Below are 17774 nucleotides of genomic sequence, written 5' to 3'. Positions count from 1 at the left end.
CCTCATGAAGGTCATCCCCGTCACCACCCCAGAAGAGCTCGCCGCCGCCCTCGAGGTTCGCTTTGAGGTCTTCGTAGACGAGCAGGGTGTCTCCCCGGACTCGGAGCGCGATCACCTCGACGACGACCCCCGCACCCTGCATTGTTTGGTGGTCACCGATGACGACGACTTCTACGGCGGTACCGTTGCGCCCGGCGTTGTGCCTGGTATTGCCGCAGGTCCGCCGCCGGGAACGGTGCTCGCGACCGGCCGCCTCATCGCCCCCAACACGGACGTGGTCCACGGCGAGGGCAGCCTCATGGACCCCGCTAACCCGCACATCGGGCGGGTCGCCGTCTTGGCACACGCCCGCGGGAGCGGGGCGGGACGCAAGGCGATGGACTTCCTCGAGCAGTCCGCCCTCGCGCGCCACGGCGCGAGCGGCACGGTCCGCGTGGAGCTCAGCGCGCAGGACCACGCCATGCCGTTCTATGAGCGACTCGGCTACACCGTGCACGGCGGCGGCTACCTCGACGAGGGCATCCCGCACCACGACGCCTTCAAGGACCTGGGCTAGATCAGCGCCGCGAGCGCCTTCCGGATCCGCTGCGGACTGACGGACCCATCCGTGCCGAGCGTCTGCGCGAACAGCGACACGCGCAGCTCCTCGATCAGCCACCGCACGCCGTCGGGCTCGCCGGAAGCGTGCCACTCGTCTTCGACCTCCCGCACTTGCCACGCGAGCGTCTGGTCGCGCGCCACGTTGCCCGACGCCGCCTCCAGTCGTCGCCGCAGCGCGGCCAGGTAGCGGGGCAGGTGGGGCAGCCTGTCGCTGGGCGTGCGTGACAGGAACCCGTCGTATACGAGGGCCGACGCTTGGGTTCGGATCTCCTGGATGGTCGCCAGGAGCGCCATGGAGGTGGCGGCGCGCACCTCGGCGTCGAGCTCGCGGTTGGCGGTGAGAATCGTGACCGCGAGCCCGGCGATGCGGTGGACCTGCGTTTCGAGTTCCGCGCGCACGCGCTCGCGCGCCTCCGCGTAGGCGCCGGCGGTGCGGATGTCGCCGGCCTCCGGAACCAAGGCAGAGACGGCCGCGAGTTGCAGGTCGGCCACGAGCGCCTCGGTGGAGCGATACGGAGAGGCTGCAAGCGCGAGCGCCTCGGCGCCGGTCCAGCGCGTGGTGACGCGCTTCACCGGAAGCGCGAGCTCGGCGAGCAGCAGCCGGCGCACGCCTGCGGCATGCGCCTCCGAATCCGGGACGGCGAGCACCGTCAGCACGGCCTTGCCATCACGGTCGACGATAGCCGGGTACCCCCGCACCCCGCCCGATCCCTCGATCACGTCCGCCAGCTCTGCGGGGAACTCCGAGATGACCTCGCCCGTGGCGACCGCCGGGCTTGTGGCCTTGCCGGGCGTGGGGGAGTGGGCGCCACCGCCCTGGCCACCGCAACCTGAGCCTTGGGCGCGAGCGACCTCTGCAGGTACTCGAGATCGGGACCCTCGCCCACGACTCGATCGCCGTCCTCGACGCGGAACGTCAAGCGCAGGTGCGCAGGCAAGCGGTCGTCCACTCCCTCCCACGCCTCCGGAGGAATGGTGACACCGCGCACCGCGAGGGCCGCCGCAGCGAACGCCTCATGGAAGCCAGCCCCACCGGGAGTCAACACGGCATCGATGGCCCTCGCAGCGTCGGGCGCCGGAACCAACTGAACCCGGACGGGCTTGGGAAGCGCGCGGATGGTCGCCGTGACGAGGTCAAGCCGAAGGCCGGGGACGAGCCAATCGAAGCCGTCGGGCGAGAGTGACGGCAGGAGCGCCAAGGGGACGTGAACGGTGACCCCGTCGGCCGCGGTGCCGGGCTCGAACTGGTACGTGAGCGGCAGCTCCGCCCCACGCACGGTCCACGTGTCGGGGAAGCCCTCCGTGTCGTGGGAGCCGGGGAGAAGCTCGTCCATTGTGAGCGTGAGCAGGTCAGGCGTGCTGCGGCGCGCGCCCTTCCACCACTGGTCAAAGTGCCTGCTTGAGATGACATCGGCGGGGATGCGGTCGTCATAGAAGGCGAAGAGGGTCTCGTCGTCCGCGAGGGCGCCCGGGTTGCGCGTGCGCGCCGCGAGTTCCTCGGCCTCGGCGATCGCGCGGCGGTTCTCGCGCCAGAACGCGTGATGCGTCTCCCAGTCGCCCTCCACGAGCGCGCTGCGAATGAAGATGTCTCGCGCATCCGCGGGGTTGATGCGGCCCCACAGCACGGTTCGGTCGGCGACGATCGGCACCCCGTAGACCAGCACCTTCTCGGTGGCGACGGCGGCGCCGCGCCGCTTGGACCAGTGCGGCTCCGAGTACGAGCGCTTGGCGAGCGGCCCGGCGAGCTCCTCCGCCCACTCGGGCTTGATCGCAGCGACATCGCGCGCCCACAGCCGGTTGGTCTCCACGAGCTCTGCGGCCATGACGAACGCTGGCGGCTTCTTCGCCAGCGCGCTGCCCGGGTTGATCGCGAAGCGCAGCCCGCGCGCGCCGACGTACTCGTTGGTGGCCTGCTTGCGGGCGCGCCGCATCGCCGTGGCGCGCGCCTCGCCCCGCAGGTGGCTGAAGGACGACGCGCGGATCTCGCCCGCGTCCTGCGCGCCTATCTGGGACAGCAGCCCGGCGAGGACCGCGCGATGGATCGCGTCCTCGTCCAGGGACTCGCCCAGGCGCGGCATCGCGATCCCAAGGCCTTTCGCGGCCCGCCGGATCTGCTCCACCACGTCCTGCCATTCGCGAATGCGCAGGTAGTTGAGGAACTCGGACCGGCACAGGCGCCGGAAGGCGCTGCCGCTGAGCTCGGCCTGCTTCTCGCTCAGGTAGCGCCACAGGTTGAGGTAGCTGAGGAGGTCGGACGTGGGGTCGGCGAAGCGCCGATGCAGCAGGTCGGCCTCCTCGCGCCGCTCCTGGGGTCGCTCGCGCGGGTCCTGAATCGTGATCGCGGCGGCGATGATCGCCACCTCGCGCGCCACGCCAAGCCTGCCGCCCTCCACGACCATGCGCGCCTCGCGAGGGTCCATGGGCAGTTGGGCAAGCGCCCGCCCGGTTCTGGTGAGGGTGGTCTTGCCGCCTCGGCTTTCGATCGCGCCCAGTTCGGAAAGCAGGTTCACGCCGTCGCGGATGGATCGCGTGTCTGGTGGCTCGACGAACGGGAAGGTTGCGACATCGTCAGGGGAGGACGCGACGCCGACAGAGATCATGCGCAGCAGCACGCTTGCCAGGGACGTGCGCAGGATCTCGGGCTCGGTGAACTCGGGGCGGCCCTCGAAGTCCTCTTGCGAGTACAGGCGGATCGCGATGCCGTCCGCGAGGCGGCCGGCGCGGCCCGCGCGCTGATTGGCGCTCGCGCGCGAGATCGGCTCGATCGGCAGACGCTGCACCTTCGTGGACTTCGAGTAACGCGAAATGCGGGCCGTACCAGGATCGACGACGTAGTGAATGCCGGGAACGGTGAGCGAGGTCTCGGCGACGTTCGTTGCCAACACGATGCGGCGTCGGGCATGCCTCTCAAAGACGCGGTGCTGCTCTGCGCTGCTTAGGCGCGAGTAGAGCGGCACCACCTCCGCGCCCAACCCGGCCACGGCGTCGGCCGCGTCGCGGATCTCACGCTCGCCGCTGAGGAACACGAGAATGTCGCCTTGGCCTTCGCGCATGAGCTCCTCGCAGGCGGAGACGATGCCGGCCATCATGTCGCCATCGGTGAGCTCGCGATAGCGGTGCTCCACGGGGAAGGTGCGGCCCGTGACCTCGATCACGGGTGCGTTGAAGTGCTCGCTGAAGCGCTCGCTGTCGATGGTCGCGGACGTGATGATGACCTTGAGGTCCGGGCGGCGGGGGAGCAGGTTCGTGAGGTAGCCGAGCAGGAAGTCGATGTTGAGCGAGCGCTCGTGCGCCTCGTCGATGATGAGGGTGTCGTAGGCCTTGAGGAGGGGATCGCGCTCGATCTGCGCCAGCAGAATGCCGTCCGTCATCACCTTGATCTTGGTGGCGCGGCTCGAGCGATCGGTGAATCGCACCTGGTAGCCGACCGTGGTGCCGAGCTCCGAGCCGAGCTCCTCCGCGATGCGCTCCGCCACGGCGCGCGCGGCGATTCGCCGGGGCTGGGTGTGGCCGATGCGCTCGCGGCCCAGCTGCAGCGCGATCTTGGGCAGCTGGGTGGTCTTGCCCGAGCCCGTCTCGCCGGACACGATGACCACCTGGTTTTCGCGAATCGCGGCCGCGATGTCTTCCCTGCGGGCGCTGACGGGCAGCTCCGGGGGAAGGTGATGGTGGACATGGAGGCATTCTCCCAGGGGTCTCGCCGGCGGCCGCGCGCCGCGGTTATCGCGCGGGTTGCCGGTGCCTAGAATCAGGGCATGCCTGGCAAGGACTTCGTGCATCTTCACGTCCACACGGAGTACTCCATGCTCGACGGCGCGGCGCGGATCAGCGAGCTCATGACCGAGGTCCAGCGCCTTGGCCAGACCGCGATCGCCACCACGGACCACGGCTACCTGTTCGGCGCCTACGAGTTCTGGTCCAAGGCCAAAGCCGCTGGTATAAATCCCATTATCGGCCTTGAGGCGTACCTCACGCCGGGGACCGCGCGCGGCGATCGGACCCGTGTGCGCTGGGGCGATCGCGGCCAGGAAGGCGACGACGTCTCCTCGGGCGGCGCGTACACCCACGCCACGATGTGGGCGCGCAACACCGAGGGAATGCACAACCTGTTCCGGCTCGGCTCGTACGCGAGCCTCGAGGGGCACTTCTACAAGGCCCGCATGGACCGCGAGTTGCTGCAGCACTACGCCAAGGGGATCATCGCGACCACCGGGTGCCCGTCAGGCGAGGTGCAGACGCGGCTGCGGCTTGGGCAGTACGACGAGGCGCTCAAGGCGGCCGCGGAGTTCCAGGACATCTTTGGCAAGGACTCCTACTTTGTGGAGCTCATGGATCACGGTCTCGAGATCGAGAAGCGGGTCTACGACGGGCTCATCAAGATCTCGAAGGCGATTGGGGCGCCGCTCGTCGCGACGAACGACCTCCACTACACGCGCAAGGAAGATGCCCACGCGCACGAGACCCTGCTGTGCGTACAGTCCGGCTCGACGCTCGACGAGCCCACCTACGAGCAGGGCGGCAAGCGGTTCGCGCTGAGCGGCGACGGCTACTACGTGAAGTCCGCAGACGAGATGTGGGCGATCTGGGGCGATCGCCACCCGGAGGCGCTCGACAACACGCTCCTCATCGCGGAGCAGTGCGAGGTCGAGTTCAACACCGCGGCCGACTTCATGCCGCGATTCGACTGCCCTCCGGGCGAGGACGAGCACTCGTGGTTCGCCAAGGAGGTCCAGGCGGGCCTGCACCGGCGTTACGGCGCCGTGATCCCCGCCGATGTGCAAGAGCGCGCCGAATACGAGATCGGGGTCATCTCGGACAAGGGCTACTCCGGCTACTTCCTTGTGGTCGCGGACTTTGTCCAGTGGTCCAAGTCCAACGGCATCCGCGTGGGCCCGGGCCGCGGCTCAGGAGCGGGCTCGATGGCCGCATACGCGATGGGCATCACGGACCTGGATCCGATCGTCCACCAGCTGTACTTTGAGCGCTTCCTCAACCCCGAGCGCGAGTCCAAGCCGGACTTCGATATCGACTTCGACGAGCGTCGGCGCGACGAGGTCATCACCTACGTGACGGACAAGTACGGCGCCGACCGCGTGGCCCAGATCGCCACGTTCGGCACCATCAAGGCCAAGCAGGCGCTCAAGGATGCAACCCGCGTGCTGGGAAAGCCGTTCTCGCTCGGCGAGCAGCTCACCAAGGCGTTCCCCGAGCCGCAGCAGGGTCGCGACATGGGCCTCGGCGGGGTGCTGGACCCGACGCACGAGCGGTACAACGAGGGCGCGGACTTCCGCGCGCTGCTCGAGTCCGATCCGGACGCGCAGGAGGTGATGGCGACCGCCCAGGGCATCGAGAACCTCAAGCGCCAATGGGGAGTCCACGCCGCCGGTGTCATCATGTCGAGCGAGCCCTCATCGACATCGTGCCGATCATGCGCCGCGAGCAGGACGGCAAGATCATCACCCAGTTCGAGTACCCGACGTGCGAGTCGCTGGGCCTCATCAAGATGGACTTCCTGGGGCTGCGCAACCTCACGATCCTCGACGACACGCTCGAGAACATCGTCAACAACGGCAAGCAGCCGCTCGTGCTCGAAGACCTCGCGCTCGAGGACGACGAGACCTTCGCGCTCCTTGGCCGCGGAGACACCCTCGGCGTCTTCCAGCTTGATGGCGTTGCCATGCGCTCGCTGCTGCGCCAGATGCGGCCGGACTCGTTCGAGGACATCTCAGCCGTGCTCGCGCTGTACCGGCCAGGCCCCATGGGCATGGGGTCGCACACCAAGTACGCGGAGCGCAAGAACGGCCGCCAGCCCGTGGAATACCCTCACCCGGAGCTGGAGGAGCCGCTCAAAGAGGTCCTCGACATCACCTACGGGCTCATCGTCTACCAGGAGCAGGTGCAGCGCATCGCGCAGATCGTCGCCGGGTACACGCTGGGTGCGGCCGACCTGCTCCGCCGCGCGATGGGCAAGAAGAAGAAGGAGATCCTCGACAAGGAGTTCGAGCCCTTCAGCGCCGGCATGGTGGAGCGCGGCTACTCTGCGGCCGCGATCAAGGCGCTGTGGGACACCCTGCTTCCGTTCGCGGACTACGCCTTCAATAAGGCCCACACCGCTGCGTACGGAGTCCTCAGCTTCTGGACCGCCTACCTCAAGGCTCACTACCCAACGGAGTTCATGGCCGCGCTGCTCACCTCGGTGGGCACGGACAAGGACAAGTCGGCCCTGTACCTCGCCGAGTGCCGCCGCATGGGCATTCGCGTGCTGCCGCCGGACGTCAACGACTCGGTGGCGTTCTTCTCCGCCGTTGGCGACGACGTGCGCTTTGGCCTCACCGCCGTGCGCAACGTGGGCGCGAACGTGGTTGCGGAGATCGTGAGGGCCCGCGAGGAGCAGGGCGCGTTCACCTCGTTCGCGGACTTCCTGTCCAAGGTCCCCGCGTCCGTGTGCAACAAGCGGACCATCGACTCCCTCGTCAAGGCGGGCGCGTTCGACTCGCTTGGCCACACGCGCAGGGCCCTCAACGCCATTCACGAGCAGGCGATCGACTCCGTGGTCGGCGTGAAGCGCCAGGAGGCCACCGGCCAGTTCGACCTCTTCGGCGACGACCCCGACCTTGGCGGCGGCGTGGTCGTGGAGGTGCCCAAGCTCGACGAGTGGGACAAGAAGACCCTGCTCGCGTTTGAGCGCGACATGCTGGGCCTTTACGTCAGCGACCACCCCCTCAGCGGCCTCGAGCACGTCATCCGCAACGAGGCGAGCCACCAGATCCTCACGGCGAACCCGGCGCACGGGGTGGGCGACGGCACCCAGCTCACGCTCGCAGGGCTCGTTACCAGGGTCGATAGGCGAATCGCGAAGTCCGGAAACGCCTACGCGATCGTGGGGCTCGAGGACATGAGCGGCGAGGTGGAGATCTCGTTCTTCGGAAAGACTTTCGACACCTACGCGCGTGAGCTCGCCGAAGACGCTGTGCTCGCCATCACCGTCAGGGCCAGGGAGCGGGCCGACGGCGGGGTTCAGTTCTCCGCCGTCGAGGTCAAGGTGCCCAACATCAACGTGGTCGATGCCTCGCCGGTTGCCATCACCCTGCCCGCGTCGCGGGTCACTCCGCCTCTCGTCGAACAGGTCAAGGGGATCCTGCGCTCGCATCCGGGCGGCATCGAGGTCCGCATGGTGCTGACCGGCTCCGGCGACCCCGTGACGATGCGCCTCGGCGACGAGTTCCGGGTGGCGCGCTCGTCCGCGCTGTATGGCGACCTGAAGGCCGCGTTCGGGCCCAGCTGCCTCGCCTCGTAGTTAGGGTTGGCCCATGACTCCCGTCATATGGCAACGGGTCGAGGGCACCGTGATCGCGGCCGCGGCCTTTGTTGGCGTGCTGCTCCTCGACTTCCCGTTCTGGCTGCCGTTTGCGCTGTTCCTTGCGTTCGACCTCTCTGCCCTGGGGTATCTCTTCAACCCTCGTGTTGGCGCGTGGGGCTACAACCTGGTCCACAACTACGCGGGAGCCGCGATCGTCGGCGTCATCGCGGCCGCCACGGCCACGCCCTGGGTGGGCGTGGTTGCGCTCTCGTGGGCATTCCACGTAGCGGCGGACCGCGCGCTCGGCTACGGCCTTAAGCATCCCGACCACTTCCAACACACGCACCTCGGCTGGATCGGCAAGCGCGAAGCCTCGCCCCAGTAGGCTGTTCCGCGTGCTGAGCAGGATTGATCTTCGCGGCCGCGAGCTGTCGCCAAAGGAGCTGCGCGACGCGATGCCGCGCGCCGAGGTGGACGTGGCGGACGCCCTCGCCGTGGTCACGCCCATCCTCGAAGACGTGCGCGCCCGCGGCGCCGACGCCGTGCTTGAGCACGGGGAGCGGCTGGACGGGGTGCGGCCGCCGAGTCTGCGCGTGGCGCCCCAGGCACTGTCCGACGCTGTCGCCGGCTTGGATCCCACGGTCGCCGACGCCCTCCAAGAGGCCATTTCTCGAGTGCGTACCTTCCACGAGGCCACGGTGCCGCCGGATACGCGAGTGGAGGTGGCGTCGGGCGCCGTGGTGAGCCAGCGCTGGGTGCCGGTTGAGCGCGTTGGCCTGTATGTACCAGGCGGTTTGGCGGTCTATCCCAGCTCCGTGGTCATGAACGTGGTCGCGGCGCAGGCGGCGGGCGTGCGCTCCATCGCGGTCACGAGCCCGCCCCAGCGTGCCTACGGGGGACAGGTGCACCCGACGATTCTCGCGGCGTGCGCGCTGCTCGGCGTCACCGAGGTCTACGCGGCCGGGGGAGCGCAGGCGATCGGGCTGCTCGCGTATGGGAGCGACGGCATCGACCCGGTGGACGTCATCACCGGCCCTGGCAACGTCTACGTCGCGGCGGCGAAGCGAGCCGTCAACGGCACGGTCGGCATCGACGCGGAGGCGGGGCCCACCGAGATTGCGGTGATCGCGGACCGCACGGCGCGCGCGGAGCTCGTCGCCGCCGACCTCCTCAGCCAGGCGGAGCACGACCCGATGGCGGGTTCGATCCTCATCACCGACAGCGAGGAGCTGGCCGACGCCGTGGAGGCCGCCCTCGTGCGGCGCACGGACGCGACGCGACACCTTGCGCGCGCCAAGGAGGCCCTCACCGGTCGCCAGAGCGCGGTCATCCTCACGGGCGGCATTGACCAGTCGGTGATTGTGGCCAATGCGTATGGGGCGGAGCACCTCGAGATTCACACCGAGGACGCGGGGGCTGTGGCTCGCCGCATCACATCGGCCGGTGCCATCTTCATCGGCGAGTTCAGTCCGGTACCACTCGGCGATTACCTGGCGGGATCCAATCACGTGCTCCCGACGGGTGGCACGGCGCGCTTCGCTTCAGGGCTGGGCGTGACGGCCTTTCTCAAGGCTGTGTCATTGATCGAGTATGACGAGGCTGCGCTCGCGGCGGTGGCGGACAAAGTCATCGCGCTCGCGAACGCCGAGGACCTCCCCGCGCACGGAGAGGCGATCAGCGCGCGCCTGGACCGATAACGGTTGTAGTCTGTCGTATTTTTCACATTTGCCGCTTATTGCTGGCTAGCGTGGTTCCTTGACACGTAATTTCTGACGGAGCATCGGGTTGCACACCGATAGCTACGTTTGGAGATCACGATGCCGCGAGCCAAGACTCTCAGCCGCAATGCCCTGGTGGTGCTCGTCACCGCCGCACTGGTGTTTGCGGGGGCCGAGGCAGCACCGGCCAGCATCGGCGCCGCGCCCTACGCGGCGACCGGGGCGCTGACGACTGCGACACAGAAGAGCTTCACTCCCAAGATCTCCGGCTCCGCCGCCGTGGGCCTCACGCTCACGATCACGGGCAAGCCGAGCGGCAGTACCCTCTCGTATAAGTGGAAGCGGAACGGCGCGGCGATCTCCGGTGCCACCAAGTCCACATACAAGGTGGCCACGGCAGACCTGGGCAAGAAGCTCACTGTGTCGGTGACGAGCAAGCGCGGCGGCTATACGACGCTCACCAAGACGTCGGCGGCCACCGCCACCGTGGTCAAGCGGTTCACGTCGCACTCGGCCGCGATCTCGGGCACCGCGAGGGTCGGCAGCAAGCTGACGGCCAAGACGGCCGCATGGTCGCCCACGCCCACATTCTCGTACCAGTGGTACCGCAACGGCGTGGCAATCTCCGGCGCCACCTCATCGACGCGCACCCTGACGTCTTCCGACCAGGGCAAGAAGATCACGGTGAAGATCACCGGCCGCAAGAGCGGGTATCTGACGACGTCCAAGACGTCCGCCGCGACCGCGACCGTCGCTGCCGCGCCCGCCGCCGTGGTGCCACCTGCCGCGGGAACGTTCCCCGCCGGGGCGAAGGTCGACTACCAGCTCGGCGGCGCGTACGCGCCTCCCGCAGGGGTGGGGATCGTGACGCGAGACAACTCCGACTCTCCCGCGGCCGGGCTGTGGAACGTCTGCTACATCAACGGCTTCCAGACGCAACCGGGGGGCGAGTTGGTCGTCCACGCTCGTGCTGCACAACTCGTCGGGACAGGCGGTGGAGGACGAAGGCTGGGAGGGCGAGTACCTGCTGGACACGTCAACGTCCGCAAAGCGATCCGGGATCGCCACCGTGCTCAACAGGGTCGTGGACACGTGCGCGAGCAAGGGGTTCAACGCCGTTGAGTTCGACAACCTCGACTCCTACACCCGATCCGGCAAGCTGCTGACGGCCGACAACAACATCGCGATGGCGAAGCTGCTCGTGGACCACGCCCACTCGCGCGGGCTGCTGGCCGCGCAGAAAAACACCGGCGAGCTGAGCCAGCGCCTGCGCACGGAGGCGGGTTTCGACTTCGCGATCTCCGAGGAGTGCGTGGAGTACGGCGAGTGCGCGGACTACACCAAGGTCTATGGGAGCAAGGTCTTCGACGTCGAGTACAGCGACAACTCGCTCAGCCTCGACCAGGTGTGCGCGAGCTCCCAGCGCCCGGCCTCGACCGTCTTCCGCGACCGCGATCTCGTGGCCAAGGGCCAGAAGGGATACGTCTACGGCGCGTGTTCCTGACGGACGTCGCGGCCCCGTTCATGTGGGGGCCGAGCGCCGATAGACTCGCGCCCATGACCCTCCCGCTCCGCGACGAACTCGTTGGGCTCGAGCCGTACGGCGCACCCCAGCTCGACGTTGCGGCGCGCCTCAACGTCAACGAGAACCCGTACCCGCCGCCCGCGGGAGTGGTGGACGCGATCGCGGCCGCGGTGCACAAGGCCGCGGAGGGCCTCAACCGCTACCCGGACCGCGATTTCACCGCGCTGCGCGCGGACCTCGCGCACTACCTGCAGGCGGAGTCGGGCGCCCAGCTCACCGTGGACCAGATCTGGGCCGCGAACGGCTCCAACGAGGTCATGCTGCACCTGCACCAGGCGTTCGGCGGGCCCGGCCGACGGGTGCTCAGCTTCGCGCCCACGTACAGCATGTACCCGGAGTACGCACGCGACACCATCACCGACTTCGTGACCCTGCCGCGGCGTGAAGACTTCAGCGTCGACGTGGATGCCGCGGCCGCCGCCATTCGCGAGATTCGGCCGGCGATGACCATCCTCGCGAGCCCGAACAACCCCACGGGCACGGCGCTGCCGCTCGACGCGACGATCGCCCTTCACGAGGCAACGCTCGAGGTGCCCGGAGGCTCGGTGCTCGTCATCGACGAGGCATACGCCGAGTTCCGACGCAGGGGAGTGCCGAGCGCTGTCGCCCTGCTCGAAGAACTCCCCAACCTCGCCGTCAGCCGCACCATGTCCAAGGCGTTCGCCCTGGCAGGCGGCCGTTTGGGCTATCTCGCGGCGAGTACCGCGATCGTCGACGCGCTCCGCGTGGTGCGCCTCCCATACCACCTGAGCGCCGTGACGCAGGCGACGGCCCGCGCCGCCCTTGCCCACCACGCCGAACTGCAGGCGCAGGTAGCCGAGATCCGAGCGGAACGGGACGACACCGTCGGCTGGCTGCGCGAGCAGGGGTACACGGTCGCCGACACCGACGCGAACTTCGCGCTCTTTGGGCCGTTCGACAACCGAACCGCGGTCTTTGAGGCGCTCCTCGCGCGCGGCGTCCTGATTCGCGTCACGGGTCCGGAAGGATGGTTGCGGGTGTCGATCGGCACGCCGCAGGAGATGGCGCTGTTCCGCAGCGCACTGTTGGAAGTCACGAGCACGGAGGTCACTCAATGAGCCGCACTGGCCGCGTGGAGCGGGAGACGAGCGAGTCGCGGGTGCTCGTGGAGCTGGATCTGGACGGCTCGGGCGAGACGTCGATCGACACTGGCGTGCCGTTCTACGACCACATGCTCACGGCGCTCGGCAAGCACTCGCTCATGAACCTCACGGTGCAGGCTTCCGGTGACGTGGAGATCGATTCGCACCACACGGTGGAGGACGTCGCGATCTGCATCGGCGAGGCGATCCGCGAGGCGCTCGGCGACAAGGCTGGTATTTCCCGCTTTGGGGACGCCTTGGTACCCCTCGACGAGGCGCTCGCGCAGTGCGTCGTCGACGTGTCCGGGCGTCCCTACTTTGTGCACACCGGCGAGCCGGTTGGCCAGGCCACGCACCTCATCGGCGGCAACTTCGCGGGCTCGCTCACGGGCCACGCGCTCGAGTCGATCGCGCACCACGCGGGGATCTGCGTCCACATGCGGGTGCTGGCTGGACGCGATCCTCACCACATCGTGGAGGCGCAGTTCAAGGCTCTCGCTCGGGCGCTTCGCTTCGCCGTAGAGCCCGACGCTCGGGTCACGGGCGTCCCGTCCACCAAGGGCGCGCTGTAGTGGGTAGGGCACAGTAGTGGGCTTTGATCCGGCCGAGTCCGACACGGTCGCCCTCTTCACCCCCATTCCCAACGGCGCCGTGTTGGCGTCGGTCTGCGCGGTGAACGGGCTCAAGGGCCGCGTGCTCGAGACGGCTGCCGGCGCCTTTGCGGTGCTCGATGACACGAGCGATGGCGCCACGGAAAAGGCTGGCCAGGTGATCTCCGGATTCACCGCCGGCCAGCCCATCCTCGCGATGGAACGCCGAAGCGGACAGATCACGGTGACGCGGTGGGAGAACGGGGAGGCGCGCGAGAAGCTCGCGCCTGGTTTCGCGCTCGATGCCGCTCCTGGCGCGGTCGTGTCCCTGATGAGCGGCGCGCAGACCATGGACGACCTCGCTGCGGTGCACCCGGAGAAGGTGTTCGACGCGCGCATGAGCCGCGTCGCGGCCTTCCGCGAGCTCCGCAAGTTCGCCAAGCAGGCGAAGCAGCAGCTCAAGGAGGAGAAGTGACCACCCCCACCGTCTGCGTCTTCGACTACGGCTTCGGCAACGTCCGCTCCGCGACTCGCGCCCTGGAGCACGTGGGCGCGAACGTGACCCTGACGAGCGACCGCGCCACGGCGGAGAACGCCGACGGCCTCGTCGTGCCTGGTGTTGGGGCCTTCGCGGCCGTCATGGAGGGCCTCAAGGCCGCACGTGGTGACCAGATTGTGGGCCGACGCCTCGCGGGAGGCCGCCCCGTGCTCGGCATCTGCGTAGGCATGCAGGTGATGTTCGAGCGCGGCGTGGAGCACGGCATCGAATCCGAGGGACTCCACCAGTGGCCCGGCACCGTAGAGCTGCTCCAGGCGCCCGTTGTCCCGAACATGGGCTGGGCGCCGGTCGAGGCCGCACCAGGCACCACGCTCTTCAAGGGTGTGGAGGACGAGCGCTTCTACTTTGTCCACTCCTACGGCGCGCGCGAGTTCCCGCTCGGCACCACCGAGGACACGGGCCGCTTCGCCGCGCCGCTCGTCACGTGGTCGCGCGCCGGAACCGCCGACAGGTCCGACGCCTTCGTCGCCGCCGTGGAGAACGGCCCCTTGAGCGCCACGCAGTTCCACCCGGAGAAGTCGGGAGAGGCCGGGCTGCAGCTGCTCAAGAACTGGGTCGCGAGCCTCTAGGGTTGTCCCCGTGAATGAGACCCCCGCCTCGAACTCCTGCCCGCCGTCGACGTTGCCGACGGCCAGGCCGTCCGCCTCACCCAGGGCGAGGCCGGCTCAGAGACGAGCTACGGCGACCCCCTGAGCGCTGCCCTCGACTGGGTCAGCGGGGGAGCGGAGTGGATCCACCTCGTGGACCTCGACGCCGCGTTCGGCCGCGGGTCCAACGCGGACCTGCTCAATGACGTCATTGACCAGGTCAAGGACCGCGTCAAGGTAGAGCTCAGCGGCGGCATCCGCGACGACGAATCGCTGACACGCGCAATGGCCACCGGCTGCACGCGCGTGAACCTCGGCACGGCCGCCCTGGAGAACCCCGCCTGGACGGCGCGCGCAATCGCCCAGTACGGCGACCGCGTCGCTGTGGGACTCGACGTGCGCGGCACCACGCTGGCGGCACGCGGCTGGACCAAGGAGGGCGGCGACCTGTGGGAGGTGCTCGCACGCCTCGACCGCGAGGGCTGCGCTCGCTACGTGGTCACGGACGTCAACAAGGACGGCATGCTCTCCGGTCCCAATCTCCAACTCCTCACAGACGTCGCCGGCGCAACAGACGCCCCCGTTGTGGCGTCGGGCGGAATCAGTTCGCTCGACGACATCGCCGCCCTCCGCACGCTCACCGCGAACGGAATCGAGGGCGCCATCGTGGGCAAGGCCCTCTACAACGGGAACTTCACGCTGCCCCAGGCGCTCCATATCGCTGGCTAGCCTTCCCGCATAGGGAGTTCGCCACACTTTGGGCGCCCCTGTGGGCGGCCCGCCGTAGTCTTGAGCCCATGGGTGACGACGAGCTGAAGGAGATCCCGGAGTCGATCTTCGCGGACGACGACGGCTCCGCCGACGCCAAGCTCGCCCAGGCGCTCATCCGCTATTCGCGCGGCAAGGGCCCCCTCACCGACGTCGTGGACGCGCTCGCGTACGCGCGCGTGCTCATCCCTGTCTTCGCGCACGGCGAGGAGCGTCACGTGGGCGCGCACGGGCTTGAGCAGGACGCTGTCGCCTCCACGGGGGTGGTCGCCGTGCAGATGCCCGACGGCCGCGCGGCTCTCCCCGTATTCACCGACGTTGACGCCATGAAGCTCTGGAATCCAGAGGCTCGCCCCATTCCCGCGGAAGGGCCGCGCGCCGCACTCGCGGCCGTGAGCGAGGAGTGGAGCTCGATGGTCATCAACCCGGGCATGGAGACGGTGCTGATCCCGCGGCCGGCGGTGTGGGCGCTCGGCCAGGGAGCTCATTGGCGGCCGGCGGTGGTCGAGGGCCGCGTGGACGATGAGGTTCGCGACGCCGTGGAGCAAGCCGTGACCCTGGACCATCTCCTCAAACACGTGGATGTCACCCCTGGTAGAGGAGCGGAAGTGGCGATCGTGCTGCGGCTCGTGCCGGGGCTGAGCAAGACGGAACTCGACGCGATCGTGGGCCGCGTGCAGCGCGAGCTCGCCTACAACGAGATTGTGGCGCAGCGCCTCGACAGCGTGGAACTGCGCCTGTCAGAGGCCAACCAGTACTAGCGGGGCGATCAGCCCTGCGACTCGCACTTGGCCGAGTTGCGCTTGGCGTCGTCGAGGTTGTCGAGGAAGCGCTTGAGGGTCGGCAGGCTCACGGCGAAGGTCGTGTGGATGTCGTCCGACGCGTAGACCACCCCAACCACGTCGCCCGCGTCGTTGACCACCTGAGACCCCGAGCTTCCGGGGTGAGTCTCTGCGCCGATCTCGTAGACCGGATCAGGTGCCGTTCCCACGGTGTCGGGAACGTCGCCCAGGTACGGGCCCGTGCGCACGGCGAGCGCCTCGCCCCGGGGATAACCCGCGATGGCGAGCTGGTCGCCCGCGGTGGGCTCAGCGTCGGCCAGGCTCACCAGATTGGGGAACGTGCCCTTGATGGTGAGCAGCGCCAAGTCCGAGTCTCGCGAGAGCACCGATGAGGTGACGCGGTAGCTCGCGCCGTCGTAGCCCGTGACGGTGATGTCCGTGCCGCCCTCGGCGACGTGACGGTTGGTGATGGCGTGCGTGTCGTCGATCGCGAACGCGGATCCGGTGGCGTAGGCGTCGCATGTGCGCACGCGGACGCGCAGGGCATCCCGCTCTAGCGCGGTGAAGCCGCCAACGAGGCCCGGGCTGGCGCTCGCGCTCGCGGTCACCTGGGGGATGAACGTCGATGGCAGGGGCTCCGGGCCCTGCGGCAGTGCGGAGCAGCCGGCGAGTGCGAGTGTGATCGCGAGGGCGCCGAGCGCGCGCCTAGTCATCGATGATCTCGTTGTACGCCTTGGTCACCTTCTTGCAGTACGAGGTGATCGAGTCCTCGCGCTCCGCGAGGCTCGAGGCGGTCCACTTATAGGACTCGTGCAGATGGTCGATGAGGTCCTGACGCAGGTCCGCGCACTCCTGAAGGCTGTCCACCACGTCGATGAGTGCCTGGCGGTCGTCGCCCGCCTGCGCCTCGGAGTTCGCGAGGCCGTTGATCGTGTCCTTGGCCTCCTGCAGCTGCGCGAGCGTCTCATCCACGTCTGCCTGCAGCTGCTCGGCCTGCGCTCGCGCGTCAGCGACGTCGCCGCCTAACTCCTGAGCCGTGTCCCGCAACTGCTCGTTCTGCGCCACGTACTGCGAGTGCACGGACCACAGATACGCGCTGAGAGCGCCGAGCCCCACCACGGCAACCAGTGCCACGATTAGGGCGATTACCAGGCCCTTTCTGCCCGACGGGGTGGCTGGCTTGGGTTCCACCGGCTGCGGCTCCGGGGTAAGAGGCGGCAGGTCCTGGGTCACGTGGTGCAGCCCTCCGTATCCGGCACAAGCAGCGATGGCTCCTTGAGCAGGGCGTTGAGGGTGGAGATCGGCACGATGAAGCTCTGCTCGGACTTGTTCTTTGCGTAGATAACGCCCACCACCTGGCCCGACGCGTTGAACACGGCGGAGCCGGACGAGCCCGGCTCGATCTGCGCAGTGGATGCGAGCACCTGGCCGGCGGCGACCTCCAGGGGGTCCGACGTCATGCCAAGCACCACCCCGGACGTGGTCGTGAGCTGTCCGCCGTTCGGGTAGCCCACGACGGTGACGACATCGCCCTCAACGGGATCGGCGATCGCACGGTCGGCGTACGTCTTCCCAAGCGACTCCTTGGTGGTGACGATCGCGATGTCGGCGACGGTGGTCGTGGACGCCGCCGTGGCCTGCACCACGCGGCCGTCGTACGTAGAGACTTCGATGGTCTTGGCGTTCTCCACCACGTGGCGATTGGTCACCAGGGTGTGCTCGTCGAGCGCGAAGCCGGATCCCGTCGCCAGGAAGCCGCAGCCGATGTTGCGCACGCGCACGGCCATGCGCTGCGCCGCGGTGAAGCCGTCGGGGGACAGGGCGCCCGTCATGGCGCCGGGCGAGGCGGAGATCGACGGCACCCAGTCGGTTGGCTCGGCGCTGGGTGCGGCGGGCAGGATCCCGCAGCCGGCGAGCGCGACGGAAGCGATGCAGGCGAGGCCGATGGCGCGTGCGCGTGTCATTCGGTGAGGGGACTTCTGGAAGTTCGTCGTCGCGACGGTGGCGGCCTGGCAGAGGCTGTCCACGCTGGCCCGATACTGCTCGATCTGCTGCGGCGTGTACTGATCGACGGCGCCGATGTAGACCACCAGCTGCTGCTCGCCCTCGACGCAGCGGCCGAGCTGGCTGATGACGCTCTGCGCGGCCGTGACCTGATCGCTCAGCAGGTCCACTTGCTGCT

At 68.6% G+C, this 17774-nt stretch carries 15 protein-coding genes and 1 pseudogene; 11 read left to right on the top strand and 5 right to left on the bottom strand.

Annotated features, from left to right (window positions below; all coding sequences use genetic code 11):
- Positions 1-4 precede the first annotated feature (4 nt).
- Complete coding sequence (locus NVV57_00420) at positions 5-556, top strand: GNAT family N-acetyltransferase (GenBank protein MCR6711226.1); 552 nt, start codon at positions 5-7, stop codon at positions 554-556.
- On the opposite strand, the gene NVV57_00415 is transcribed toward NVV57_00420, so the two are convergent.
- Complete coding sequence (locus NVV57_00415; GenBank protein MCR6711225.1) at positions 553-1320, bottom strand: DUF3418 domain-containing protein; 768 nt, start codon at positions 1318-1320, stop codon at positions 553-555. The genes NVV57_00420 and NVV57_00415 overlap by 4 nt on opposite strands.
- Positions 1317-4379, bottom strand: coding sequence for an ATP-dependent RNA helicase HrpA (gene hrpA, locus NVV57_00410; GenBank protein MCR6711224.1), 3063 nt, complete (start codon positions 4377-4379; stop codon positions 1317-1319). Before hrpA ends, NVV57_00415 begins: the two co-directional genes overlap by 4 nt.
- On the opposite strand from hrpA, the pseudogene dnaE reads away from it, so the two are divergent.
- The 10 genes and pseudogenes from dnaE (at position 4356) to NVV57_00360 (ending at position 15571) form a co-directional block, all read left to right on the top strand.
- Positions 4356-7897: pseudogene (dnaE, locus tag NVV57_00405) on the top strand (DNA polymerase III subunit alpha). The gene hrpA and the pseudogene dnaE sit on opposite strands and share 24 nt — an antisense overlap.
- A gap of 13 nt (positions 7898-7910) precedes the next feature.
- Positions 7911-8285: a DUF4260 domain-containing protein gene (locus tag NVV57_00400; protein MCR6711223.1), complete on the top strand. Its 375-nt coding sequence runs from the start codon at positions 7911-7913 to the stop codon at positions 8283-8285.
- Between the two features lie 10 nt (positions 8286-8295).
- Positions 8296-9597, top strand: coding sequence for a histidinol dehydrogenase (gene hisD / locus NVV57_00395; GenBank protein ID MCR6711222.1), 1302 nt, complete (start codon positions 8296-8298; stop codon positions 9595-9597).
- 988 nt (positions 9598-10585) lie between these two features.
- The gene (locus NVV57_00390) at positions 10586-11122 is read left to right on the top strand and encodes an endo alpha-1,4 polygalactosaminidase (GenBank protein MCR6711221.1); all 537 of its coding nucleotides are present in this window, start codon (positions 10586-10588) and stop codon (positions 11120-11122) included.
- 53 nt (positions 11123-11175) lie between these two features.
- Positions 11176-12282: a histidinol-phosphate transaminase gene (locus NVV57_00385; GenBank protein MCR6711220.1), complete on the top strand. Its 1107-nt coding sequence runs from the start codon at positions 11176-11178 to the stop codon at positions 12280-12282.
- Positions 12279-12878 (top strand): imidazoleglycerol-phosphate dehydratase HisB, encoded by a 600-nt coding sequence (gene hisB / locus NVV57_00380; GenBank protein MCR6711219.1) that lies wholly within the window; start codon positions 12279-12281, stop codon positions 12876-12878. The genes NVV57_00385 and hisB overlap by 4 nt, the downstream gene beginning before the upstream one ends.
- Before the next feature lie 16 nt (positions 12879-12894).
- Entirely contained in the window at positions 12895-13371 is a 477-nt protein-coding gene (locus tag NVV57_00375) for a hypothetical protein (GenBank protein ID MCR6711218.1), read from the top strand.
- On the top strand, positions 13368-14024 hold the full coding sequence (gene hisH, locus NVV57_00370) for an imidazole glycerol phosphate synthase subunit HisH (protein MCR6711217.1): 657 nt from the start codon (positions 13368-13370) through the stop codon (positions 14022-14024). Before NVV57_00375 ends, hisH begins: the two co-directional genes overlap by 4 nt.
- Positions 14025-14060: 36 nt before the next feature.
- Positions 14061-14771 carry a bifunctional 1-(5-phosphoribosyl)-5-((5-phosphoribosylamino)methylideneamino)imidazole-4-carboxamide isomerase/phosphoribosylanthranilate isomerase PriA gene (priA, locus tag NVV57_00365; GenBank protein ID MCR6711216.1) on the top strand — a complete coding sequence of 237 codons (711 nt, stop codon included), beginning with the start codon at positions 14061-14063 and terminating at the stop codon, positions 14769-14771.
- A gap of 68 nt (positions 14772-14839) precedes the next feature.
- The gene (locus tag NVV57_00360) at positions 14840-15571 is read left to right on the top strand and encodes an SseB family protein (GenBank protein ID MCR6711215.1); all 732 of its coding nucleotides are present in this window, start codon (positions 14840-14842) and stop codon (positions 15569-15571) included.
- Between the two features lie 8 nt (positions 15572-15579).
- Here the strand turns inward: NVV57_00360 and NVV57_00355 are convergent, their stop codons facing one another.
- Genes NVV57_00355 through NVV57_00345 form a run of 3 tightly spaced genes read right to left on the bottom strand, consistent with a single transcriptional unit; the run spans position 15580 to position 17556 of the window.
- Positions 15580-16305, bottom strand: a complete 726-nt coding sequence (locus NVV57_00355) for a serine protease (GenBank protein ID MCR6711214.1) — start codon at positions 16303-16305, stop codon at positions 15580-15582.
- Positions 16298-16825: a hypothetical protein gene (locus NVV57_00350; GenBank protein MCR6711213.1), complete on the bottom strand. Its 528-nt coding sequence runs from the start codon at positions 16823-16825 to the stop codon at positions 16298-16300. The genes NVV57_00355 and NVV57_00350 overlap by 8 nt, the downstream gene beginning before the upstream one ends.
- Positions 16822-17556, bottom strand: coding sequence for a serine protease (locus NVV57_00345; GenBank protein MCR6711212.1), 735 nt, complete (start codon positions 17554-17556; stop codon positions 16822-16824). Before NVV57_00345 ends, NVV57_00350 begins: the two co-directional genes overlap by 4 nt.
- Positions 17557-17774: the final 218 nt, after the last annotated feature.

Source organism: Demequina sp. (genome assembly GCA_024707205.1).
Taxonomy (GTDB): domain Bacteria; phylum Actinomycetota; class Actinomycetes; order Actinomycetales; family Demequinaceae; genus Demequina.
This window is presented reverse-complemented; position numbering and strand designations above follow the sequence as displayed.